This is a genomic window from Thainema salinarum CENA647 (assembly GCF_057732415.1).
Genome location: NZ_JBYJZJ010000022.1, coordinates 2909727 through 2934592, shown reverse-complemented (window position 1 = coordinate 2934592; position 24866 = coordinate 2909727). Strand labels below are relative to the sequence as shown.

Genomic DNA, 24866 nt, shown 5'->3' with positions numbered 1-24866 from the left:
AACTGCGGAACTTAATGAAATACCCCGCCGCAAGCGGACGGGGTATCAGAATCAAAAAAGAGCAAGTTGATTATCCCGATGCAATTTGAGGTAATCTTTGCCTTGGGCTTGAACATATTTGGCGATCATTCCTTCATCCCCGTGGCGGCCTACTGTACTCGCAAAATATCCATCACTCCAAAACTCGCCTCCCCAAAGTTTCTGCTTCACTTGAGGGCATCGTTTGAAGACTTCTCGTGCAGTTAAACTTTTCAGCATCGTTACCAGTTTGGTCACACTATAGGTCGGCACGGACTGCACTAGAAAATGGACATGGTCTTTGTCCACTCCAATTTCGACAAACTTCACCTCGTAGCGTTTCTCGATTTCGAGGCAGACCTCTCGCAGAACCGCATCTACTTGCTCATCAAACACAACCCGTCGATACTTTGCTGGAAACACTAAGTGGTATAGCAAAACTGTTACGTTATGACTCTTGTGGATGTACTCACTCATTCTTAGATCTTACGCCGCAGAGCGGCGGGGAATGGACCCCAAGAGATTCAAGACAACGGGTGAAGAGCGCATTCAAGCAATTGACAACGGCTTGTTGCACCTGGAAAAGTACTCAGATGATGCGGCGGTTCTGGACAGTATTCTGCGCGAAGCCCACTCGCTCAAGGGAGACAGCAACATGCTGGGGCAGTCCGACATGGGCTCGCTGGCGCACCAAATTGAACATCTGCTAACCGCAACCAAGCAGGGCAAAGAACCGTTTACGCCGGATCTGTTTGATCGCTTAGCTCAAGGAATGGACGCCATTCGTAAACTGCTGCATCATGCGGTGACGGGAGAACCTGCTGGCGTCGATGCGTTTCACGTATTGGCTACGCTAATGGGCGCTGCACCAGAACCAGCAAGTCAGCCGCAGGAATCCACGTTAGAAGCTAGTGAGAATGGAACTGCAGATATTACTGAAGAGACTAAAGAAGCTCCAGATTCGTCTCCTGGTAAGGTTGACGCTAGCGAAACAAATCAGGCAGAAGGGGCTGAAACGAATCCAGATGAGGGCAATAAGAAACCTGAGACGGCGGAAGACGTAGATGATGCGACAAACACGATTCTCTTTGAGACGGGAGAGCTAAACGTACCACCAGCCGCCCTACCTCAGTCGGTGCCGATTCCGAATAGCTTCAATCCTCAACATCTAGCAGCACAGCAGATTGCGCCCCAGTATCGAATTGAAACCGTGCGCGTTCCTACCCAAACGCTTGATCACCTGATGACACAGGCCGGAGAGCTGACCGTGACGCAGATTCGAGTGGCTCATCGACTGAGTGAAGTGGAGGAAATCGCCAATCTATGGGAAGAGTGGAGCCGTGATCTGTTTGTCAACCGCTTCTTGTTTGATGAAAGTCAATCTCGTCAAACAAATGCTCGCCAGTTGAGTCAGTTTTATGCACGGGCAGAATCACATGTTGAGCAGTTGGGCAAATTGGTTAACAGGCTCCGGACGGCAATGTATGAAGATACTACCCGTCTGGAAGGGATTAGCGATGAGCTAGCAGAGGGAATTCGGACGCTCAGGTTGCTGCCTCTATCCACTGTGTTTCATCTGTTTCCGCGACTGGTGCGGGATCTGGCCCGACAGGAAGATAAACAGGTTGAACTCGTCATGGAGGGAAGCGAAACGCGGGCTGATAAGCGGATTCTGGAAGAGATGAAAGATCCGCTGATGCACATGATCCGCAACGCGATTGATCACGGGATTGAGTTACCTTGCGATCGCAAACGCTTAGGCAAGTCGGAAACCGCTACCATTTGGCTGCGGGGCTATCAAACGCCGACTCACGTGATCGTTGAAGTAGAGGATGATGGCCAGGGACTCAACGTTGAATCGATCAAGGAAACGGTGCTGCGGCGAGGACTGTATCGAGCGGATGAACTGGCATCACTGACCGACAGCCAGCTTCATGCACTGGTGCTGAGTCCTGGTTTTTCAACCCGAACGATGGTGACGGAAATTTCGGGTCGAGGCGTTGGTTTGGATGTGCTGCGCAGCAACGTGGAGCGGCTGAAGGGCAGTATTGAAATTGAATCAATGCCCGGAAAAGGCTGTCTGATGCGGATTCGGCTAGGCACCACGCTGGCGACCGCGCACGTGCTGATTGTCAAGGTACAGGGTCAAACCTTTGCTTTACCCGTGGAAGCGGTACAGACGGCCTGCTTGGTGCAGGCTCACGATCTGTTTCAACTGGAAGGGCGACAAACCCTGATCTACGAGGGGCAACCTGTGTCGGTGTGTGAGCTAGCTGCTTTACTGGAACTGCCTGCTGCAAGTGAGTCTAAGGGCCAGCGCCGAGATGATGCCGCGCGTCCCTGCGTGATTTTGTCTAATGGTGACAGTCGGTTGGGCATTTTTGTTGATGCCCTGATTGATGAACAGGACGTGATGCTGAAGCCGCAAAGTAAGCTACTCAAGCGGGTGCGCAATGTGTCTGGTTCCACGATTCTGGGCACTGGGGAAGTCTGTATGGTGCTGAATCCAGCGGATTTAATTCAATCTGTTCAGCGACAGGCCGTTGCGATCGCACATCCCAATCACTATGACACTACTGCTCCCACGCAGTACTCCGTGCTGCTGGTGGAAGATTCCATTGCTACTCGAATTCAGGAAAAGCGCATTCTAGAAGCAGCGGGGTATGCTGTGACGACTGCGGTGGATGGATTGGACGGCTATAACAAACTGCAAGCGCGCCTGTTTGATGCCGTGATCTCAGACGTGCAAATGCCCCATATGAGCGGTCTGGAGCTAACGAGGCGGATTCGCCAGCATCGAGAATACAGTGAGGTGCCCGTTATCTTAGTTACCACTCTAGCTAGCGATGCCGATCGCCAGCGGGGAGCGGAAGCTGGGGCCAATGCTTACATCACCAAGGGCAGTTTTAATCAGGACATTCTGCTGGATACGCTCCATCGCTTAATTTGATGCTTAATATTTATGAAATGCTCGCTTAAAATTGTGGATCAAATAGCCTGTAAACCGTTCCATCCGTAGGGACACGGCAATGCCGTGTCCCTACCCGAAAGATTGCACCTGATTAAATCCGTGTTCCTTAGCAGGCATTTCACAACTATAAATTGGGTTCTTACAGCGTTTTTTAAGCGCTTAAAATACAGCTATTTTTGTGAGAGCCGCGCCGAGCGCGGCTCTCACAAAAATAGCTGTGACTAACTGAAGCGCGAAGCGCTGTATCCACGGACTGATATTACTTATCTAAGGCAGAGTTCCATGCCTAAATCCCCGATTCGAGTATTGCTGGTGGAAGATTCCCCCATTGCCACTGTCATTCTTAAGCGCATTTTGACCAGCACGTCCGACATTGAGCTCACTGGCACCGCTAGTAACGGGCTGGAAGCGCTGGCGCTGATGGCTCAGACGCGGCCTGATGTCGTCTGTACCGATCTGCACATGCCGAAAATGGACGGGCTGGAGCTAACTCGCCGCATCATGTCCGAATGTCCTCGCCCGATTTTGGTGATTAGCGCTTCGGTGCAGGAAGACGATTCGAAAAATGTGTTCGATTTGATTGAAGCCGGAGCGTTAGACGTTTTTCCCAAGCCCAGAGCCGGACTCAATGCCGAGTATGAGCAGATTCAGCGGGAGCTAATCAACAAAATCAAGGTGCTGTCTGGTGTAGCGGTGTTCACGCAGCATCGTCACCGCGCCACTGCACCAACGCCATCCGTTCCTACTACAGCCCCAGCTCCGAAGCCTAATTCCTCTAGCATCAATCCTTCTAAGCCTTCACCTGCGCCAATTAACCATCAACCAGCTCGCTACGCCTCTTCTACTCCTCAGCCACTGGATATTCGAACTCCACGAGTGCTGGCAATTGGCGCATCAACCGGGGGGCCACGAGCGCTTCAGCTCATTTTGCGATCGCTACCTGCCAATTTCCCGGTTCCGGTTCTCTGTGTGCAGCACATCAGCGACGGTTTCTTACAGGGGCTAGTGGATTGGCTCGATCAGGAATGTGCGCTGAAAGTTGCGATCGCACAGCCGCGCCAAGCACCCCAGGCAGGCACCATTTACTTTGCGCCAGAGCGGCAGCATTTGGAACTGAGCGAACAGGGACTATTTCAGGTTTCCACAGCTCCAGCAGTCGATGGGCACTGTCCCTCTGTGACGGTGCTGTTTCGGTCGATTGCAAAGTACTATCGCCGCTCGGCTGTGGGGATATTGCTGACGGGCATGGGTCGCGATGGCGCGACGGGTCTGCTGGACATGTCTGAGGCAGGCGCAACGACGATTGCCCAAGATGAGGCGACGAGCATTGTATTTGGTATGCCCCGAGCCGCGATCTCACTCAATGCGGCGCAGCGGATTTTGCCGATTCAGGAGATTGCACCGTTCTTGCTCAGCCGCGTGTTTGGCTGAAACATGCGTGCCCTCACCCTAAATCCCTCTCCCAGAGTAGGCTACTGCTTATACACATCTGAATAGTCCTTCTAAATCCCGGACCAGCCCCCTAAATCCCCCTTAAAAAGCAGGGCTGATTTATTGATGAGAGAAAAAAGATAATGAGATAGGTAACCATTTTTGCACAACAACTAAACCATGAGCCTCATCAGCCATCTCAAGCAAATTCCAGACTTTCGAACTCAACCGCGATATCCCCTGTGGGTCGTGCTGCTTTTGATCATCATGGCAACGATGAGTGGGTGCTTGGGTTACCGAGCGATTGAAGATTTCGTCGAACGGCATCAAACGGTGTTGCTGGACTGTTTAGAGCTGCCTCACACCCGACTGCCCGCCTACTCAACGATCCGCAAGGTGATCGTGCGAACCAACTTTGAACACCTGAGTCAAGCCTTCAATGACTGGGCAACAACGGCATTTGCGCCCCAAACCGGAGAACAACTGGCCACCGATGGCAAGAGTATCAAGGCAACCGTCACAGACTATGACCAAAGTTATCAAGACTTCGTCAGTGTCGTCTCTGCCTTCAGTGTGCAACAAGGGGTCGTGGTTGGACTCCAATCGATGCGAAACCAACAGCAAAGTGAGATTGTCACCGTGCAGACCTTGTTAGATGTCTTGCAATTCAAAGGAGTTTGCTTCAGTTTTGATGCGTTGCACACTCAAAAAAACGGTTGAGCAGATTATTGCCAGTGGCAATGACTACCTGATGGCCGTCAAGCCGAACCAACCTAAGCTGTTTGAGCATCTGCGAACCCAGTTTGAGCAATCGTTACCCACCAGTTCAGATTGCCAAGTTGAACGAACGCGTGAGCGCCAAACAAGTCGTACCGTCAGTGTTTTGGAATCAGTCGCAGGGATAGACCCCGGTTGGGTTGGAGTCGAGCGCATGGTTCGAGTCGAACGAGTCGGAACTCGTGACAACCAGCCTTACACTCAGACCATGTTCTACATCAGTTCACTCCCGTTGGATGCCGTAGGCTTTGCTCAGCACATTCGCTCTCATTGGCACATTGAGAATCGATTGCATTGGCCAAAGGATGTCGTGCTTCATGAAGATCACGCCCCTTTGTGTGATGGTCATGCACCGACCAATTTTGCGATTGTGCGAACGATTGCGGTCAATCTGTTTCGCCAAGCCGGATTTGCCTCCATCACCAAGGGACTGCGGCATTTAGCCCACGATATCCCCCGTCTATTTTCCTTTTTTCAATAAATCAGCCCTGCCTTTTTAAGGGGGATTTAGGGGGATCTCAACGTTGAAACGGAGTCTAGAGACTTGTGTATACACAGTAGCCCAGAGTAGGAGAGGGACTTTGAGCAGGCTATAGTTTCGGTTCCCCTTCGCCCATTTTGGGAGAAGGGGCTGGGGGATGAGGGCTATATCAAACAGGCATCAAATTCGGTAAGGCATTGCGGCGAATTGGACGCAGCACCCGCTGGGGGTGTGGTTCACCGACTAGAATCACCGAGCCGTTTAGCCGTTCCAGTAGCGGTGTGGTGTTAGCACCAATGGTTAGACCGTTACCGCTGCGGCGACGCTGCGATCGCAGAATCACCAAGTCATGATCCTGTGCATTTTTCGCAATCGTGCTAACCACATTGTCGCAAGCCAGTAGCTGAATGTTGATTGGACAATTTGCGGCAGGCAGCCGATCCACCAGCGTCTCAAGCTGCTTCTGCAAGCGGGTTTTACGAATTTGAGAGGCGCGTGGACTGCAAACGTGCAGCAGCGTAATTTGTCCCTCGTTCGCTGCCGCGAGTACCTGGGCAAATCGCAGCGCCCGCAAGGCCAGCATGGATGGATTTTCAATCGGAACCAAGATGGATTTGAACTGAGTCGGTGACTCCAGCAGCCGCGCCACAATCACCGGACAGTGAGCCGCCCACAGCACATCGTCTTGGATATTGCTAAACAGATAGCGATTGAATCTAGCCTGCTGCCCCATGCCCAGGATAATCAGATTGGCGTTTTCTTCGCGGCTGACGTGGCAAACCGCCTGAGCCACGTTGTATTCAATTCTCAGCTTGGGGTCAATATTGGCCTCAAACTTTTCGCTGATCATCTGCGCTGCTTCCAGTCGCTGCCGACTGAGGGCAACAGCACGAGCCAGCTGGGGAGAATCCATCTGGGGTTGGGCAAGGGCAATGGCTAATGGAATGACGCGGCCATTTTTGTAGCGGGCAACGGTAGCGGCCAGCTCGATCAGCGAATGCTCCGTATTGGGGTTATAAACGGGCACCACAATGGAGAACGATTCGGGAATGTCGCTGGGTGGCGGCAACCAATCAAGCAGCTCATGCTCATCAAATGATTCCTGTACCGCCAGTTGCCGCGCGGCATTGGCCGTGACCAGCGGCCCCAGAATGGCCGTGACCAGCATCAGCAAAATGACGCTGTTGAAGACCTGCGAGTTAATAATTTCCGCTTCATAACCCACCAGTGCTGCCGCCAGCGTTGCCGCAACTTGCGGAATGGAGAGTGACCACATTGTCCAGGTTTGCGGCCAGGAGTAGTGAAACATCTGCCGCGCACCCAGCGTCGCCAACAGCTTGGTCAATAACAGTACGGCGACAACCAGTAGAGGTAACTCAACTGACGACAGAATACTCTCAAAGGCATTCAGATCCAGCAGCAGTCCCATATTGACGAAAAACAGCGGAATAAACAGGACGCTGCCCATAAACTCCGTTTTTTCCTTCACGGGGCCATCGCCAATCACGCTATTGATCGCGAGTCCGGCCAGGAAAGCACCAATGATATTTTCAACACCGATGAGCTGAGCCACCAGGGCACAGAGAAAGACAGAGAGCATGACAAATAGGAACTGGTTGCCCTCATCTTTGCCCGTACGGCGGAAAAAGGCTTTACCGAGCTGCTTAAGGCCAAATAAAACTGAGATCGCATATAGTGCCAGCGACCCCAGCAGCGTAATTAGCTTCAAGGCCGAAAAGTCGCCTTGGCTAATCCCCAAGCAGATCGCCAGCACCAGCAGGGAGCCGATGTCGGTAAAAATAGTTGCGCCCACGGTGACGGTGACGGCTTCATCGCCGACGACGCCAAGCCGCTGCACGATGGGATAGGCCAGCAGCGTATGGGAGGCCAGCAGTGAACCAATCAGAACCGCAGCCAACCAGCCAAAGCCAAACAGCAGACCGATGCCGATGCCGCCCATTAGGGGAATGGCAAAGGTCAAGAAACCAAAGCCCATTGAGCGGTTGCGCGTTTTTTGGAACAGGGCTAGATCAATTTCTAGACCTGCCACAAACATGAGGTAGATTTTGCCAATCTCGGAAAACAGCTGCATGGTTTCAGAGTCGGCGTTGAGCCAGCCTAAACCACTGCCACCAAACAAGACGCCTGCGGCCAGCAGGCCCACCAGTCCGGGCAGCTTAATCCGCTCAAACAGCGGCGGCGTAATCAGGACAATCGCAATCAGCAGCGCGAAGGTAGTAATCGGCTCCTGGAGCGTTTCGGAAATGGGTTCGACTAAAAATACAAGCATGTATGTAATGTTGCTTTTTATAGAGAAGGGCCAGGAAACTGAATTCCTGGCCGCTGATGTCGTTTGAACTGGTTGTTGTCCTACCTGCTCGGCTGCTCAATCAACTGCAAAGCTTGAAAGTTGAATTTCATGGGAGTCTCGCGCGGCGGGACTTCTACGGAATCAACATTGGTTTTCACAGGTGGATTTGGCAACTTACGAGCAGCCTGAATCACCGACTCGCAGATGATGACTGATAGGAGTTGTTCGATGGAGTTTCGATATTTTAGATTCGGTCTTTTTCCCCTAATTGTCTCTCTATCACAGGAGAGAATTTGTTTGATTGCCCTCATCCCCCAGCCCCTTCTCCCAAAATTGGGAGAAGGGGAGCCGGAGATTATAGCCTGCTCAAAGTCCCTCTCCTGTGGGAGAGGGCTTTAGGGTGAGGGCAATTAGCTGAGATAGCGAGTCAGAATGCTGATTTGATCATCCGGCTGCCGCTGAGCCAGAATTCGCGCCACGTCGCCTGCACTGGGGCAGGGGATCGGTTGGCTCCATTCGTTGGCTTCGGCAAAGCCGCGTCGATGCAGATTTTTGATCGTGACAATAATGTCGGGGCGGGTGCCGAGCAGGATAATCCGCAGCGGATGGCGACCGTGGCGCTGGGGCTGGTCGGGGTGAGCCGCACAGGAATGTGGCGCTGCCTGGGGGGCAGCACCGAGGATGAAGTATGTCATTGTGTTTCCTTTGGTTTTTGACGTTCGGAGGAAAGCCAAAAACCTAGCCCCCCTGCAACTTTGAAGTGCAATGCAGAGCGGCTGAGGCTACAATTACCCAAGCCTGTGCGTTGCCGAGATCAACGTTTACAGGTCAGCCGCTCAGGGTTGTGCCAGCAACTCTGGGTGGCGTTGACTAGATTTCTGGTGTCCGGCTGTCGAGGCGATTAGGTGATGGTTCGCTCGACAACTTAACGTTTCACAGTACGGGATTTGCCCTATGGAGTCAATCTAGATTCACTGACAGAAATATTGGGAAGTGAGTGCTAGTAATGGGAAGTAGATTTGATGGAACTTCAACTCAACATTCAGGTAGAGGCACTGCAACATATCCTCAACGTATTACCACCACCAGAACAGTTTGAAGAGGGAGAAATATTAGAGTTTCCTTTCTTCGTCGATGTTGGGTCGTTGAACTTTAAGTTCAGAGCTAAACATTTAGGAAGGAATATGGGATGGGTGTTGGATAGCATAGAACAAATTAACGATGCTTAAGGACGGATTGCGATCGCAATTTATACATATCGCATAACTAAGCAGCTTTGGTTGAGTCGGCAAATTGCCAGTAGGTGATGCCGTCTTTTTCGATGGGAATGATCAGACCAAACCATTCGAGCCGTTCCAGATTTTCAGCAATGGCATCGAGTTTTTTCTGAGTTGTGCGGCCTGTGAATTGGGCGGCAATTTGTTTGGCTGTCCATTCGCCGCTGCTGGTGCGAAGTAGATCGCGAATGGCGGCAAGTTGTTCTTTGGGTTTGCTCGGCCATTTTTGCTGTTCGACGGGTTCGACAACAGGTTCTTCTGGGGTTTCGGTGCCGGGTAATGTACCCTGTAGGGGCGAATGGCCATTCGCCCCTACGGTGTCGGGGGCTTGATATTCTGGGCGGAGCCAGCGGATGAGGCCGTTGCGTTCTTCCTCGGCGCGTTCGGCATTGAGGGCAACGAGACGTTCGAGGATAATTTCGTCGAGGTTAGCTTCCTGCCCCCCTTCTCTCCTTGTGGGAGAAGGGGTTGGGGGATGAGGGGAAGAGGTGGAATTTGCCCTCTCCCCCGGCCCCTCTCCCAAGCTGGGAGAGGGGAGAGCAGAACTCTCTTGTCCCCCTTCTCTCCTTGTGGGAGAAGGGGCTAGGGGATGAGGGGACAGGAGTGGAATCAAATCAGTCCAGCCGTAGGCTTCTAGTACTGCTATGTCTAGCTCATCGTGGATTTGTTTGAGGGTGGAGACGAGGGCGCGGTTGTTGTAGGCGCGGTCGGCATCGGTGAAGGGTTCCCCGGCGCGGAGTTTTTCGAGCAGGTTATACATGCCGGTGATGGTGATGTCGGGATGGGTGGCCTGCACTTGCTTGCGGTGGGCATCGAGCCGTTCGCCCAGGTCGCGGATTTTCTGTTTTTGCTCTGGGGTGGGATCTGGGAAGGGGAAGGGGTCGAAGCAAACAGTTTTGTTGTAACGAGGGGTGTTTCCAGTTGCCATTCTTCCCCCAGCGGCTAATGCCCAACAAACGTGAACATGGCTTGAAAGGACACCCAAGGCATAGGCATCTTCAAGAGCGACAGTCACAACCATATTGTCAGGCAATACTTTTCTATCCAGGAAAACAAATACTCTATGCTTTGTAGTCTCTGGTGTTGCTATATAACGCTTCAGCCCTGCAATAGCATCGCGTGTTTTGATAGCGTTTTCTCCAAAAAGCCACCAATTTTCTTTTCTGGATTGTCGCTCATTTACGTCTCGTTCTGGCTTGACTTCTTCGAGTATTTTCTGAAATGGTTTCTCATATTTTGAAGCTTCAGCTAGGTTCATGCCATAGAAATCTATAGCGAAAAGATTTCTAGACTCTCTTACCAAGTCTTTACCGTTAAGATAAGGCTTAACCACTGAATCTGCATATTTATATCCCCATGCCTCGAAAATTTCCTTTGTTAGGGTGAATCCTGCTCCATGTAAGCAAACTCCCCTTCCAGTTAAAAGATTATTACTCTTTAACTTGTCTACTTTTAAGATGTCTGTCCCTGAGCGAAGATTTGCTAGCAACTTGCCAGCAATTTGCCATTCAATCTGGATAGCCTCAGCTTGTTGCTCGGGTGTTTCGGCATCAGTCTCTGACATTACTTTCCCTATAGTCGCAAGACTTTTAATGTTTGAATCATCTAATTCAGCAGCAGTCATTGCTATGCGTACGGCTGCTTCTCCATCAACCCAAGGATGATCAGAGATAACAAAAAATAGTCGGATTGGATTCTTTGCTTTTAAATGGTTTTCTATGACTTTCCTTTGCCAAACTTGGTAAATGCTATTTGTTGTAATAAATCCAAATCTATAGAGAGCTTTTCTTCTAACTGTATTTGCAGCCTTATGCCACCAATACATCACGTAGTCAACTGTCTCAGAAACGTCTTTATAAGTCAGTCTCAACTGTTCTGTATATCCATCGCCTAATCTTTCCCGCATATAGGCATTCCCAATAAACGGCGGATTTGACACCACATAATCCGCCTCCGGCCACTCCGCAGGGCGAGGATTCAAATACCGATAAATCACCACCTGATCACTCGGATCAGGCACCTCCTCCCCCGTCACCGGATGCCGCATCATCCGCCCACCCCAGCGCGTTCTCACCTGCCCCGTCTTCGGGTCAACATCCGGCTCCCTGCCGTCATAGGCCAGCACCGCATCCCGGTTTTCGATATTGCCAAACGCCTGCAACACCGGCTCCGGCGGTTCCGCATTGCCATAGCGCTTGAAATACCACTGGAGATAACCAATCCAGATCACCAGTTCGGCAATGGCAGCGGCGCGAGGGTTAATCTCAATGCCCAAAAACTGCGACGGGTTAATCTGCTCCAGCACATTGAGCTGCACCTGCCCCGCCACATCCACCAGGCGCGTGATCACCTCCTGCTCTAGCCCCTTCAGCAAATCCAGCGACACATAGAGGAAGTTGCCCGTACCGCAGGCCGGGTCGAGAATCTTAAGAGTGTGGAGCTTTTTGAGAAACGCCGTAATTTCCTGCTCCGCCTTCTTGCGCTGGTTCTTCGTCGGTTCTTCCTGACCTGCTTCCGGCTCTAATAACCGCTTGATCTCCAGCTCAATCTCATCCCACTCCTGGCGCAACGGCTCCATCACCACCGGACGCACCAACCGCTCCACATAAGATCGCGGCGTGTAGTGAGCACCCAAACGACTGCGCTCCTTCTTCTCCAACGCCCGCTCTAGCAGCGTACCGAAAATAGCAGGCTCTACCTGGCTCCAGTCTTTTGCCGCCGCCGCGTACAGCACCTCAAGCTGCTCCTTCGGTAGATCAAATGCTGTTGCATTTTGGAAAAAGCTGCCGTTAAATTTCAGCACCCGCTCAAAGCCAAAGTTGCCCCCGGTGTTCATAGTCTGCCAGAGCTGCTCAATCTCTGGCTTGAAGGTTTCGGGGTTCGGAATCCAGCGATCGCGCAGGGCTTTAGTAAAGACTTCGCCTTTCAGCAGCTCCACATCTTCGGCAAACATGGTGAAAATGCAGCGCATGAGGAACTGGGCGACAGCTTGGGCGTGGTGTTCCCTCTCCCCCGGCCCCTCTCCCAACCTAGGAGAGGGGAGATTAGAAGTAGAAAAACTCTCTTGTCCCCCTTCTCCCTGCATGGGAGAAGGGGTTAGGGGATGAGGGCCAAACGCCTTCCGAATGACACTCAAAGCACCAGACAAATCAGCTTCAACTTGCCCAGCCGGAATCCGAACAACACGCAAACCTAAAGATTCCAGCAAATGCTGCCGTTCTTGGTCATATTCTTTTTGCGATTCATGAACACCACCGTCTACCTCGACGATTAGCCTTTCTGAAGCACAGAAGAAATCAACGATGAAGGCTCCTATGGGTTGCTGTCGCCGAAATTTTCGTCCGTCAAGCTGCTTGCGTCGGAGTGCTTGCCATAAGATGTCTTCGCTAGGAGTTGGTTCTTTGCGAAATTGTCGTGCCACTTGGGTCATTTTTGATTTGAGGACTTGGGGGATTTCCCAGCGCTCTGGTTTTTCCCTCTCCCCCGGCCCCTCTCCCAGGTTGGGAGAGGGGAGATTAGAGTTTTCTTGTCCCCCTTCTCCCTGCATGGGAGAAGGGGTTAGGGGATGAGGGGCATTTTCCTCTAGCCACCTCGACAGCTTCGCTAGTTCTGCCGCTACCTCTCGCGTTACCCTAGCGCGATACTTTTCCGGGTTCAATGCTTGTGGATCAGTAAAAATCTTGACAAAGCGATCAAAAATCTCTGGGTCTTTCAAATCCGCCAAATTTACCCGTTGACGAGCACCGTAGCTGCCATATTCGCCGCTGAAGCCTTCCCAAATCTCAAAGTGCGAACCAATATCGCAGGTCATCAAAAACGGCGGCATCGCCCCCAACATGCGATTGTAAGCATAAGACTTTGCTTGGTTAAACGCCTTCTGCATCGCGTCGCGATAAGTTTTCGTACCTCGCTTACCATGCCCCTTGCTAGAGTCTGTGCTGCCCTGCTTCGCCTCAATCAGGAAACAGCCCTCTTTGTAGAAATCGGCGAACTTGGTAGATTCCGCCTTCTCGCTGTAAAACTTGATGTCCTTATCAAAGCAATAGGGATCACCCGCAATGCTGCCCTTGGGTGGTGGTTGATCAACAGCTAATGTCGTGCAGAGGTCATTGAAAAACGATTGGTAATTGGCACGTTCATTTCCTTCGGAACCTTGCCATTTACTGAGAAAAGCTTCAACTCGTTGAATATCGGAGGCGTTCATAAAGCTGGAGAGCAGGGGCTATGCTGGACATCTTGCTTATCTTTCCCAGCTTCTCAGTGAAATCACGACATTTTTAGCAGAACGCAATATGCACAAGCGATCGCATCTTCATTTCCCCAGATGCCAAAGTGCGATCGCGATTTAAGCTGCTGCTGTTGGGTTTCTTTACCACTCAACCCAACCTACGAATGAAGCCGGAATGAAAAGTGCGATCGCGCTAGCTACACTTGAAAACTGCTTCAGTGTCAACGGCTACAGTTCAGCACAGATCTAGCTGATGAGGGAAAAATGGTTTTAAATTGTTCTCTCTGATTACAGAGTTTGTGCAGCAGAGCTGATTGTTAAGTTAATTAACAACACGCAGTTGGGTTTGCCAAAGCTGCTCTAGAGCAAGGTTCTATCAATCCAGCTCTGTCGTCCAGCTAAACCTACCTGTCATAAATCAGAACACACTCAGGACAGACAATTATGACTAACCCACAAGACAACGTAACTTACGAAGATCAGTTTCGTCGTCCCTATGGCGAATATGGCACCAAATTCGAATTCGGTTCCAACCCCAGCGCCGAACTCTGGAACGGTCGCCTAGCAATGGTCGGCTTCCTCGGTGCGCTGATCGTTGAATTAGTAACTGGCCAAGGTTTCTTCCAATGGTTGGGCTTGTTCTAAACAGCCTCACTCAAGCACTGAATTGAGGGTCGTCCCACGTGGATGACCCTCAATTCATCTTTAAATTCCCCAAGAACCGACTGCCGTAATCGCTGCATCACCCACGAATTTGACCTAGGGGAGTGCAAACGCACTGCATACCGACGTACTATACAGTTAACAAGCTGCCAGTACGAATCGCCAGAGATGCCGCTATGGTTAAAATTTTGCACCTCTCCGACATCCACATGGGCAGTGGTTTCTGCCACGGACGCGTCAACTCCGAAACGGGATTAAACACCCGCCTAGAGGACTTTGTGAACACGCTGGGCCGCTGTATTGATCGTGCGATCGCAGAACCCGTAGATTTGGTTCTGTTTGGTGGCGATGCCTTTCCCGATGCCACACCGCCGCCGTTCGTCCAGGAAGCCTTTGCGCGACAGTTTCGTCGCCTGGTCGATGCCGAAATCCCTACCGTACTCTTGGTTGGCAACCATGATCAGCATTCCCAAGGTGTCGGCGGAGCCAGTCTCTGCATCTATCGCACCCTCGGCGTACCGGGCTTCATTGTGGGTGATCGACTAGAAACACATCAGATCGAAACCGCCAGCGGCAGCGTGCAGGTGATAACGCTGCCCTGGCTGACCCGCTCCACGCTGCTGACCCGACCGGAAACAGAGGGATTGTCCCTCGCCGATGTCAATTATTTGCTGATTGATCGACTACGAGCCGCTTTAGAAGGCGAAATTCGCCGCCTAGATCCAACATTGCCCACAATTTTGCTGGCCCACTTGATGACGGATACCGCCCGCTATGGGGCAGAGCGGTTTCTAGCCGTCGGCAAGGGCTTCACCGTGCCGCTGAATGTGCTGACGCGAGACTGCTTCGACTATATTGCGCTGGGCCATGTCCATACCTATCAAGTGCTGAGCGAACAGCCGCTGACAATTTATCCCGGCAGCATCGAGCGAGTTGATTTCAGCGAGGAACAGGAAGACAAAGGCTACATCCTGGCTGACATTGAACGAGGCCGAGCGCAGGCCGAATTCTGTGTTCTGCCAGCCCGCCGCTTTCAAACCGTCACGACTGATGTTTCAAAAGCCGAGCATCCCCACGACAAACTGCTGGCTGCGATCGCAAAAGCGGAGATTACCGATGCCGTCGTGCGGCTCAACTACAAAATCCGGCCTGAGCAAACCGATGACATCGACATGGCCCAAATCCATGCAGCTCTAGCTCCAGCCCACACCTACACGATTCATCCAGAGCTGGTCAACCAGCAAGTGCGATCGCGCCTACCAGAACTGGGCATTGGCCAAAGTATCGATCCAATTGCAGCACTGGAAACCTATTTAACGAATCGCGATGACCTGACCGATATCTCTGCTTTGATGCTCGAAGCCGCTCACGCTTTATTGGCTGGAGTAGACGAAGATAGTCGGCTGATTACGCCAGGATCAAACATGACGCTGGAGGATTACCTGACGGAGGTAGACATCGCCGATACTCAGCTCCGCTTGCTGTAGCCACAAAAACTCATTTCAAAAACCCAAAAGCAATGTTGTCGCCGCGATCGGCGGCAGCATTGCTTTTCACTTTTACTAATACGAAACCTACTGATTCAGAGCCAATTTAGTTTTTGTGAAAGTCAGGCTTGACTTGACCCTCACAAAAACTAAATTGAATTCTTTTATTAAACATTTGGCTTGTGAGCAATCCAATACTTGCTCAACAAATGGGTTTCTGTGGAGATATTGACAAAGCCAACTTTGGTTAAGCGGTCTGTCAAATCATCTTGCACATAATTGGCATAATAAGGCTCGTGGAAAATGGCCGGAAAGTTTTCCATTGCCGTCACCAGTTCCGGTGAATCATCCGTTTGAATGGAGTCACAAATGACAAACGTGCCTCCAGGTTGGACAACGCGGAAAGCTTCTTCAATCACGTTTTGACGGGCTTGAGGCGGCAGTTCGTGGAACAAAAACACGCAGGTGATGCCGTGAAAATAGTTGTCCAAGAACGGTAGCCGCTCAGCATTGGCACAAACGAGCTGAGGCAGTTCATTAGAAAGCTCAGAAAGCTGCTGATTCGCTTTTCGGAGATAGGCCGCCGACAAGTCGGTGCCATATAGAGATGCTTGCGGCAACATACTGCGGAGCATCCGCAGCGTCCGGCCTGTGCCGCAGGCAACATCAAGGACTTTCTGCTGATGGGCTGGCACATCACTGAACTGCTGTAGCCCCTGCTTCAGCGGAGCCAAAATGCGCCGCCGCATTGGGTCGGCAGAGCCACCAAAGAGCAGTTCAACCTGGAGGTCATACAGATTGGCTGAGTAATCACTGAGATATCCATCGGTCTGGTGATGGAAATTCCGCAGGTAATACTTGGGATAGCCCTCAGTTGGCACATCTTTAGGTAGAACCTGATACTGCTGATTACTCATCCGATCCCAGGTTTGGGGCATATCGGACACCAAGACTGGGTAGTAGACGAAAAAGTCTTTCCAGGGATTATCAAACAGGAGGTTAACTGGGTAAATGCCGCGTTCAGCATCACGCCAGTCGGCTTCCATTAGTTGCTGATAGCGGCTTTGAAGCAACGATAGAGCCTTTGAAGTTAGGGGAGTTCCCTTACTCCGCTCAGGATAAAACAATTCCCACAGGCGATCGCTGATTGATTTGTGTGTAATGCTAAATACACTCTTGCCTTGTTGAAAGGTTTGATAGGCAAGCTTAGTTAGTGTGTCAGGCATGGAACTTACTTGGCTTGTTAACAATGCAGATTAATGTTGTGTGAATTATTGTAACGAAGTGGGATTCAGATTGCTGAGCCATTAGTCAGAAGATGCACATGCCTACGGGTAGGAATTATGCTCAGCAACGCCTTTTATGCAGTGTCCGACGACTTAAACTCTCGTTATGCCCAACAAGTTCTGAGGCCTGATGGTTGTGAGGCCTGATGGTTGTGAGGCTTGATGATTGATGTGTCATGCTAGGCGCGACACATCAACCATCAGAACCCAACCCAATAAAGTTGGCCGACTGCTAACGCATCGTCGTCGGTCGCACTGCGATCGCAGATCAGGATTTCGAGCGCAATAAGCGCAATACTGGATCACGATTCTGATCACGATTTGGTTGAGAGTGTTTTATTCCACTACCCTTGAATAATATTTATTCTCAGTCTGTATAGGATTGGCCTGATTGGATGCGGTGGAATCATCATTTATTTCAGCTAGCGTTGTTGTTGGCGTGGGTGGCCATTGGCACCGCCCTCAGATTTGCAAACTTGGCCGCGAAAGCACCTTGGACTGATGAGTTTGCCACGTTGGTGTTTAGCTTGGGCCACAGTTTTGAAACGGTTCCCCTTGACCAGATAATCACGACGGATCAACTGCTCGCCCCCTTACAGGTTGACTCATCTCGTTTGTCAGACGTGACGCGCTACCTGCTGAGTGAGGATGTCCATCCGCCGTTTTACTTTGGTCTAGCCCATCTCTGGCTCCAGTTGTTTTCTACTGAGTCGGGTTTGGTGTCGCTGTGGGGAGCGCGGGCGCTGCCTGCGTTACTGGGTGTTCTCTCGATTCCAGCAATCTACGGGTTAGGGTTGGTGACGCTGCGATCGCAACTCATTGCTCACCTCGCCGCCGCATTCATGGCCGTGTCGCCCTATGGCGTCTATCTGGCTCAAGAAGCCCGTCACTACACGCTGAGTATTGTGTGGGTAACTGCATCACTGACCTGTTTGGGCATTGCTCTGCGCTGGATTCAGCGTCAGCGATCGCTGCCCTGGCTGACTGTCCTATCTTGGATTGTGGTGAACAGCCTGGGCGTAGCCACTCACTTTTTCTTTTTACTGACCTTGGTCGCAGAGACAATTGCTCTGATGGTCATTGGGGTTGTCCGCAATGGCCGAACGGTGAATCAGTGGCTGAGTCCCCCCTGGCCACGAATTTATCTGGCGATGGCGGGTACAGCGGCGGGCATTGCCGTTTGGATTCCACTGTGGCTGACGATTCGCAGCCGCGAGATTACCCAGTGGATTCAGTCGGACGATGGCTTTAACCTGCTCAGCCTGATCAATCCCCTGTTTCAAGCAGCCGCAGCTTGGGTGACGATGGTGCTGCTGCTGCCAGTCGAATCGTCTAACCTACCAGTTGCGATCGCAGCCGGGGCCATGATGATTGTTGTCTTTCTGTGGATGCTACCGCTGCTGTGGCGCGGATTCCGACAGCAGTGGCAGAGTCTGCCAGAACAAACGGTTTTAAAAGGATTCACAGGTTTCGTTGTCGGTGCGATCGCGCTGTTTTTTATCATCACCTATGGCTTTGGCGCAGATCTGACGCGGGGAGCCCGCTACAGCTTTGTCTATTTTCCGGGCGTTATCGCGCTGTTAGCCTGTAGTTTGGCCGCCTGCTGGCGGCGTTCTGCACCGTGGGTAACGCGAGCAGGCCACAAACCCGATGCCGCTAATGCAGGCAAGTGGACTGCGATCGCAACCCCCATTCTGCGAGGCTATGGCAAGTATGCCGTGATCGCACTGTGGCTGGTCGGTCTAGCCGGAGGATTAACCGTCAGCAACAACCTGGGCTACCGCAAGTACTACCGTCCAGAGCAGTTAATTAGCCAAATTCAGCAGCTTTCTAATGCACCCGTCGTGATTGCAACGACGCAATCTACTCTGGTTCACATCGGCGAAATGATGGGTGTTGCTTGGCAAATCGAAGCAGAATCGGCAGCAACCGACGTTGAACCCCGTTTTCTGCTGGCCCATGAGGATGCCCTGCCCTGTGAAGAGAACTGTCAGGCAACTGACGTGCTGAAATCAACAGTGACCCGTTTGGCAGAACCAACCGATTTTTGGTTAGTTAACTTCGATGCTCCCACAAAGATCGACGAATACTGTGCACTAGACGATGCACCACCCAAAATCATCTATGGCTATCGCTATCAGCTCTATCACTGTCATGAAGAGTCATGAAGAAATTTAAGCGCAGCTTATCGAGCGTTAAGTGCGATCGCCTGTTCTTTTGTTAAGTTATGAAACCTGTAGACAACGGCAGACAGATTTCATTTTGTAGAGGTTTGTAGAGATATTAAGTGTTGCAAAGCACTTTCATTTTTGGCCCACAAGAGAGACTTGATTGATTAAGCTTGGGTATACAACTCGTAGTGAGTATGACTTAATGCGTTTTGAGTTCCTGAGCCTAATTAATTGCTTGGTAATCCCTCAGATTTGCTGGGGCGACTCAATTAGTTTTGACCATCTGTGCTCACACAATGCGCAAGTTGGTGACTAACGAGTCATCGTTTTTAAATGACAGTTGTTTGACCGTGGTGAGCTGTAACGATTCTTTTATAGCTGTCGCCATCTAGGTTGAGACATCCACAAAATCTAACGTTTAACCATTTCAGCATTCTCAAAATTCCTAATGTCTTAATCGATGTGGCAATCGTTATTGAAGGTGTGAGGACAGGTCACTGTTGTCCATAGGAAGTGTTTCTACTCATCAATCTCGCAATTAAGAAGGATCCAACTAATGCTGAATGCGAGTAAGGAGCCGGACAAATGGTGTTCAAGCGTGAGGGCCAACCTGTCCCTCAAATAACCTTTCGGATGTTTGCAGAGATAGGTTGGTACAACCTTTCGACAGCAGATCTCTTTGATCACAAAACGGTTGTGGTGTTTGCAGTGCCAGGTGCTTTTACCTGCCCACATTCTCCGATTCAGCTGTTAGCTTACAACGAATATGCCAAGGTATTTCGAGCTAACGGGGTCAATGAAATTCTCTGCATTTCGGTCAATGATCCGTTTTCGCTAGCAGCCTGGGCTCAAGAAGAAGGAGCTGATCAGGTGCGCTTTATCCCCGATGTAAATGGTGATTTTACCCGCGCAATGGGGATGCTAGTGAACCTTTCTAATCAAGGGATGGGATATCGTTCTCGGCGCTATTCCATGCTGGTGCAAGACGGAATAATTGAAAAAATTTTCATAGAGCGAGGTGGGTTTGAGGCAATGCCTGTGGTTTCTGATGCCGAGACAATGCTGAACTATATCAATCCCAAAACCCAGAAACCCAAGCAGACCACTGTACTCATGCACATGTGGCAAACAATGCTCTCCACCTAAAAAAGCCGTACAGAGAAAAAAACATACCAGAATACACGACAGGAAAAGAATTATGACGAATAGTCAAATGAGATGTCCATTTCCAATGAGCAGCCAGCTAATGGAAATCTGGCGGGCAGTACGCTCTATTCTCAAGAGCAGTAGTGCCGAAGCAGGAACCGAGAACCAGCTACAGTCCACGACAATACCGGAGACTGTCCACAGTGCCAGTGGTTGCCCCTTTGTCGGCAGTCCACAAACCTTCACCGCTGGTGGTGGCACGTTGAACCGAGACTGGTGGCCCAATCAGTTAAATCTAGAAATCCTCCACCAGCACGCGCCCCAGGCCAACCCGATGGGCGATACGTTCAACTATGCTGAAGAATTCAAGACCCTCGATCTGGCAGCTCTGCGGGCCGACATCTTTGAGCTGATGACGACCTCACAGGACTGGTGGCCCGCCGACTACGGTCACTATGGGCCGCTCTTCATTCGGATGGCCTGGCACAGTGCTGGCACGTACCGGATCGGCGACGGTCGCGGCGGCGCAGGCTCAGGTAGTCAGCGGTTTGCGCCTTTGAATAGCTGGCCCGACAATGCCAACCTCGACAAGGCCCGCATGTTGCTGTGGCCGATCAAGCAAAAATACGGCAAGAAAATCTCCTGGGCCGACCTGATGGTCTTCGCCGGTAACTGTGCCCTGGAGTCCATGGGCTTCAAGACGCTGGGCTTTGCAGGTGGACGCGAGGACGTTTGGGAACCGGAGTTAGACATCTACTGGGGTTCTGAGAAAACCTGGTTGGGTGACAAGCGCTACACGGGCGATCGCGTGCTGGAGAATCCCCTGGCGGCGGTTCAGATGGGCCTGATCTACGTGAATCCGGAAGGGCCGAACGGCGAACCGGATCCCGTTGGCTCAGGACGTGACATTCGCGAAACCTTCGGGCGGATGGCGATGAACGACGAGGAAACGGTCGCGCTCACGGCAGGCGGACATACGTTTGGTAAATGTCACGGTGCAGGCGATGCGGCCCATGTCGGGGCCGAACCCGAAGGGGCCAGCATTGTCGATCAGGGACTGGGCTGGAAGAGCACGTTCAATACGGGTGTCGGCGTTGATGCCATCACCAGCGGTATTGAAGGCGCATGGACTCCGACTCCGACAAAGTGGGACAACAGCTATCTTGAAACCCTCTTCAAATATGACTGGGAGGTGACCAAGAGTCCGGCTGGCGCTTGGCAGTGGAAGCCAAAAGGCGACGCTGGTGCCGGTACAGTACCCGATGCTCACGATCCCTCTAAGCGGCACGCCCCGATGATGACCACGGCGGACATGTCGATGAAGATGGACCCCATCTATGAGCCAATCGCGCGACGCTACCGCGATAACCCGGATGAGTTTGCCGAGCAGTTTGCCAAAGCCTGGTTTAAGCTGACCCACCGCGACATGGGGCCAAAATCGCGCTACCTTGGCCCAGAGGTTCCGGCTGAGGACTTCCTGTGGCAAGATCCCATTCCTGCTGTCGATCATGAACTGATTAACGATCACGACATCACGACTCTCAAGGACAAAATCCTGGCTTCAGGGCTGTCGGTTTCTCAACTGGTGTCAACCGCTTGGGCATCAGCAGTGACCTACCGCGATTCTGATAAGCGCGGCGGCGCAAACGGAGCTCGGATTCGGCTAGCACCGCAGAAGGATTGGGAGGTTAACCAGCCCGAGCAATTAGCCAACGTGCTCCAAACCCTGGAGGGCATCCAAAACGAGTTCAACAGCTCGCAGTCCGGTAATAAGCAGGTTTCGCTGGCTGACCTGATTGTGCTGGGCGGCTGCGTTGGAGTTGAGCAAGCGGCGAAGAAAGCTGGACATGACGTGACGGTTCCCTTCAAGCCGGGACGGACGGATGCATCCCAAGAGCAAACGGATGTGGAGTCCTTCGCGCCGCTGGAACCGACTGCCGAAGGGTTCCGCAACTATCTCAAAGGTGAACATTCCGTCTCTCCGGAAGAGTTGCTGGTAGACCGGGCGCAGTTGATGACGCTGTCTGCACCAGAAATGACGGTGCTCGTGGGTGGCCTGCGCGTCCTAGGGGCAAATCACGGCAACTCCAAGCACGGTGTCTTTACCAATCGGCCAGAAACGTTGACCAATGACTTCTTCGTCAACCTGTTGGACTTTGGCACCACCTGGAAGGCGGTTTCAGACGAGGAAAAAGAGTTCGAAGGACGCGATCGCAAAACTGGCGACCTCAAGTGGACAGGTACCCGTGTTGACCTGATCTTTGGTTCCAACTCTCAGCTCCGCGCTTTGGCAGAAGTCTATGGCTGCGCAGATTCCCAGGACAAGTTCGTGCATGACTTTGTGGCGGCCTGGGACAAGGTGATGAACCTTGACCGCTTTGACCTCAAATAGGCTCAGGGCAAAGGTCTGTGAGGCTCTTTGAGCCTCATATCCTGTACCTTGCGAACCCAAAAACCAGAAGAGCGGCGTTTCAAGATTAAGTTAAAACGCCGCTCTCGCTTTAGGCCCTGATGTCAAAGCTGTTTATGGCCCACTCGGCACTCAGCACTCAAGACTGACCATCTGTACCGCTTGTTGATCAAACTGGCACAAACACAAGACTGTGAACAAAGTGGCATAGAATGCTGCATGAGAACAATTTGTTAGATATTGACTGGCTGGGAATGCGATGGCACAGGACGTAGCACAAGCACAGGTGATTGGAATTGATTTAGGTGGAACGGCCATCAAGTTAGGGTGCTTTGATTACACTGGGCACTGCCTGCGATCGCAAACCATCCCCACACCACAACCCGCTACACCGGCAGCTGTATTAACCGCTATCAGCCAGGCCATTGAGCAACTAGACCCCGATCAAACTGCGATCGCAATTGGCATGGGTACACCGGGGCCAGCCGACGCAGCGGGACGGGTAGCGCGAGTAGCAATTAATCTTCAGGACTGGCGGGATGTGCCCGTGGCCGACTGGTTGGAAGCAGCGACAGGGCGACCGACGATTATTGCCAATGATGCCAACTGTGCTGGATTGGGTGAAGCGTGGCTGGGGGCGGGACAGGCATTTCAGGACATGATTCTGTTGACCCTGGGCACGGGCGTGGGTGGGGCGATTATTCTCGATGGCAAGCTGTTTGTTGGTCGGCAGGGCACCGCTGGAGAATTGGGTTTGATTACACTGATTCCCGATGGGCCACCTTGCAACAGCGGCAACCAGGGATCGCTAGAGCAGTATGCATCGGTGCAGGCAATTCGGCGGGAAACGGGTTTAGAACCGAAGGATCTAGCCGCCAAAGCCGATGCTGGAAATGCAGATGCGATCGCATTTTGGCAAACCTACGGTAAAAGACTGGGAGCTGGACTAGCTAGCCTAATTTATGTCTTAACGCCAGAAGCCGTGGTAATTGGGGGTGGCGTGAGTGCAGGAGCACACCTATTCTTTCCGTCTGTCCTGGCAGAAATTGAGCGGCGAGTTCTGCCGAGTTCGCGGGATGGACTGCAGCTCTTAACGGCACAGTTGGGAAATCAGGCTGGAATGGCTGGTGCAGCAAAACTGGCTTGGCAGATGGTTGAACAATTACAGCAGTAGCCACATCAGTTAGGAGATTGAGTAACTCTGAAAATGTTGGAACGTTCTAACGCTGAATTTCATAACTGTCTCCACCAATCTCGTCAAGGCTACCGCTATAGCTTTCGTAACGCTCCCACAATCACTGACTTGCCATACAGCTTGGTTAAACTGCCTTCTAGAAACAGTGGGATCTCACGCCCCGTTTTTTCTACGCCTTTACACTTAAACCCGAACCAGCGCTGTTGGCCATCAAAGCAGCGCTCTAGTTCGCCTTCTACACGCTTTTGATCCGCCCGCACAAACAGATCCAGTACGGATTCTAGCGACACCAGTTCCGGCAGTTCATACTCAAAAATTTCTAGAAAGCGGGGATTGGCATACTGAAATGAATAGTTGGGCAGCAGAATGTAAATGCCAGTCGCCTCTAGCTCGGCAGGGGCGGCAGGTGTCGGAGTTGGAATCGGGGGTTCTTGGTGGCGAGCAGGCTGCTGCTTCATCTGCAAGAGTGCGCTGTTGATCACGAGCGCTAGGCCCATCGGCATCAGGTGGGCAAAGTACTTGTTGGCCAGCGTATTGAAATGGCGCGGTTGCGAGTGAGTCAGCGTCAGTACGCCTAAAATCTGTCGGCCTTTCATTAGCGGCAAACACAGGGCTGAGCGGGTGGTGTAGGGCTGGCCGGGCAGATTAACCCAGCGCTCATCGGTTTCTGTATCGTCAATTAAACCGACCTTTTGATGCTGCATCACCCATCCGGCTAATCCCTGTTTCAGCACTTCGCCAATCAGGGTGTTGCGCTGTTCACGCAGCACAGCTCCCCGCGCCAGAATGCTCTCAATCACCTGTCCATGCTCATCCAGGATAAAAATGCTGCTTTCCTCCGCACCCGTTAACTGATTTGTTTGCTGCACAATTTGTAGCAGCATTGACTTCAGCATCAGCGGCCCGGATACTGTTGTTTCTACTGTTTCTAGGCTATGGATGAGCTTATTTTGAACTGCGATCGCATGTTGGGCAATTTCTAGTTCCCGCGCAACCGATTCCGGCTGATTCATA

Annotated in this window: 15 protein-coding genes and 1 pseudogene; 10 read left to right on the top strand and 6 right to left on the bottom strand. The window is 51.8% G+C overall.

All coding sequences use genetic code 11. The features are described from left to right. Window positions 1-51 precede the first annotated feature (51 nt). Complete coding sequence (gene tnpA / locus AC286M_RS19665; protein ID WP_488202591.1) at window positions 52-495, bottom strand: IS200/IS605 family transposase; 444 nt, start codon at window positions 493-495, stop codon at window positions 52-54. Window positions 496-526: 31 nt separating this feature from the next. On the opposite strand from tnpA, the gene AC286M_RS19660 reads away from it, so the two are divergent. The 3 genes and pseudogenes from AC286M_RS19660 (at window position 527) to AC286M_RS19650 (ending at window position 5678) form a co-directional block, all read left to right on the top strand. Next, entirely contained in the window at window positions 527-2968 is a 2442-nt protein-coding gene (locus tag AC286M_RS19660; protein ID WP_488206004.1) for a hybrid sensor histidine kinase/response regulator, read from the top strand. A 303-nt stretch (window positions 2969-3271) separates the two neighbouring features. Next, window positions 3272-4420 carry a chemotaxis-specific protein-glutamate methyltransferase CheB gene (gene cheB, locus AC286M_RS19655; protein WP_488206003.1) on the top strand — a complete coding sequence of 383 codons (1149 nt, stop codon included), beginning with the start codon at window positions 3272-3274 and terminating at the stop codon, window positions 4418-4420. 180 nt (window positions 4421-4600) lie between these two features. Then, window positions 4601-5678 (top strand): annotated as a pseudogene (locus AC286M_RS19650) (ISAs1 family transposase). Between the two features lie 169 nt (window positions 5679-5847). On the opposite strand, the gene AC286M_RS19645 reads toward AC286M_RS19650, so the two are convergent. Both AC286M_RS19645 and AC286M_RS19640 read right to left on the bottom strand, forming a co-directional pair. Beyond that, complete coding sequence (locus AC286M_RS19645; RefSeq protein WP_488206002.1) at window positions 5848-7968, bottom strand: cation:proton antiporter domain-containing protein; 2121 nt, start codon at window positions 7966-7968, stop codon at window positions 5848-5850. Between the two features lie 431 nt (window positions 7969-8399). After that, window positions 8400-8684 (bottom strand): hypothetical protein, encoded by a 285-nt coding sequence (locus tag AC286M_RS19640; RefSeq protein WP_488206001.1) that lies wholly within the window; start codon window positions 8682-8684, stop codon window positions 8400-8402. 327 nt (window positions 8685-9011) lie between these two features. On the opposite strand from AC286M_RS19640, the gene AC286M_RS19635 reads away from it, so the two are divergent. Continuing rightward, window positions 9012-9218 carry a hypothetical protein gene (locus tag AC286M_RS19635; protein ID WP_488206000.1) on the top strand — a complete coding sequence of 69 codons (207 nt, stop codon included), beginning with the start codon at window positions 9012-9014 and terminating at the stop codon, window positions 9216-9218. Window positions 9219-9255: 37 nt separating this feature from the next. Here AC286M_RS19635 and AC286M_RS19630 read toward each other — a convergent pair whose 3' ends face one another. Continuing rightward, window positions 9256-13470, bottom strand: a complete 4215-nt coding sequence (locus AC286M_RS19630) for a DNA methyltransferase (RefSeq protein WP_488205999.1) — start codon at window positions 13468-13470, stop codon at window positions 9256-9258. 468 nt (window positions 13471-13938) lie between these two features. Here AC286M_RS19630 and AC286M_RS19625 point away from each other — a divergent pair, with 468 nt between their 5' ends. Together AC286M_RS19625 and sbcD are read left to right on the top strand one after the other, a co-directional pair. Beyond that, complete coding sequence (locus tag AC286M_RS19625) at window positions 13939-14139, top strand: CAB/ELIP/HLIP family chlorophyll-binding protein (RefSeq protein ID WP_488205998.1); 201 nt, start codon at window positions 13939-13941, stop codon at window positions 14137-14139. Window positions 14140-14333: 194 nt separating this feature from the next. After that, the gene (sbcD, locus tag AC286M_RS19620) at window positions 14334-15644 is read left to right on the top strand and encodes an exonuclease subunit SbcD (RefSeq protein ID WP_488205997.1); all 1311 of its coding nucleotides are present in this window, start codon (window positions 14334-14336) and stop codon (window positions 15642-15644) included. 167 nt (window positions 15645-15811) lie between these two features. Here sbcD and AC286M_RS19615 read toward each other — a convergent pair whose 3' ends face one another. After that, window positions 15812-16870: a methyltransferase domain-containing protein gene (locus AC286M_RS19615; protein ID WP_488205996.1), complete on the bottom strand. Its 1059-nt coding sequence runs from the start codon at window positions 16868-16870 to the stop codon at window positions 15812-15814. A gap of 455 nt (window positions 16871-17325) precedes the next feature. Between AC286M_RS19615 and AC286M_RS19610 the strand changes: the two genes are divergently transcribed. From AC286M_RS19610 to AC286M_RS19595, 4 genes are all read left to right on the top strand, one after another. Beyond that, entirely contained in the window at window positions 17326-19098 is a 1773-nt protein-coding gene (locus tag AC286M_RS19610) for a glycosyltransferase family 39 protein (RefSeq protein ID WP_488205995.1), read from the top strand. A 588-nt stretch (window positions 19099-19686) separates the two neighbouring features. Beyond that, window positions 19687-20247: a peroxiredoxin gene (locus tag AC286M_RS19605; RefSeq protein ID WP_488205994.1), complete on the top strand. Its 561-nt coding sequence runs from the start codon at window positions 19687-19689 to the stop codon at window positions 20245-20247. Window positions 20248-20299: 52 nt separating this feature from the next. Next, a complete protein-coding gene (gene katG, locus AC286M_RS19600) occupies window positions 20300-22639 on the top strand; it encodes a catalase/peroxidase HPI (protein WP_488205993.1) in 2340 nt (779 codons plus the stop codon). Window positions 22640-22916: 277 nt separating this feature from the next. Further along, entirely contained in the window at window positions 22917-23831 is a 915-nt protein-coding gene (locus AC286M_RS19595) for an ROK family protein (protein ID WP_488205992.1), read from the top strand. Between the two features lie 95 nt (window positions 23832-23926). On the opposite strand, the gene AC286M_RS19590 is transcribed toward AC286M_RS19595, so the two are convergent. Continuing rightward, window positions 23927-24865 (bottom strand): GAF domain-containing protein, encoded by a 939-nt coding sequence (locus tag AC286M_RS19590; RefSeq protein WP_488205991.1) that lies wholly within the window; start codon window positions 24863-24865, stop codon window positions 23927-23929. Window position 24866 lies beyond the last annotated feature (1 nt).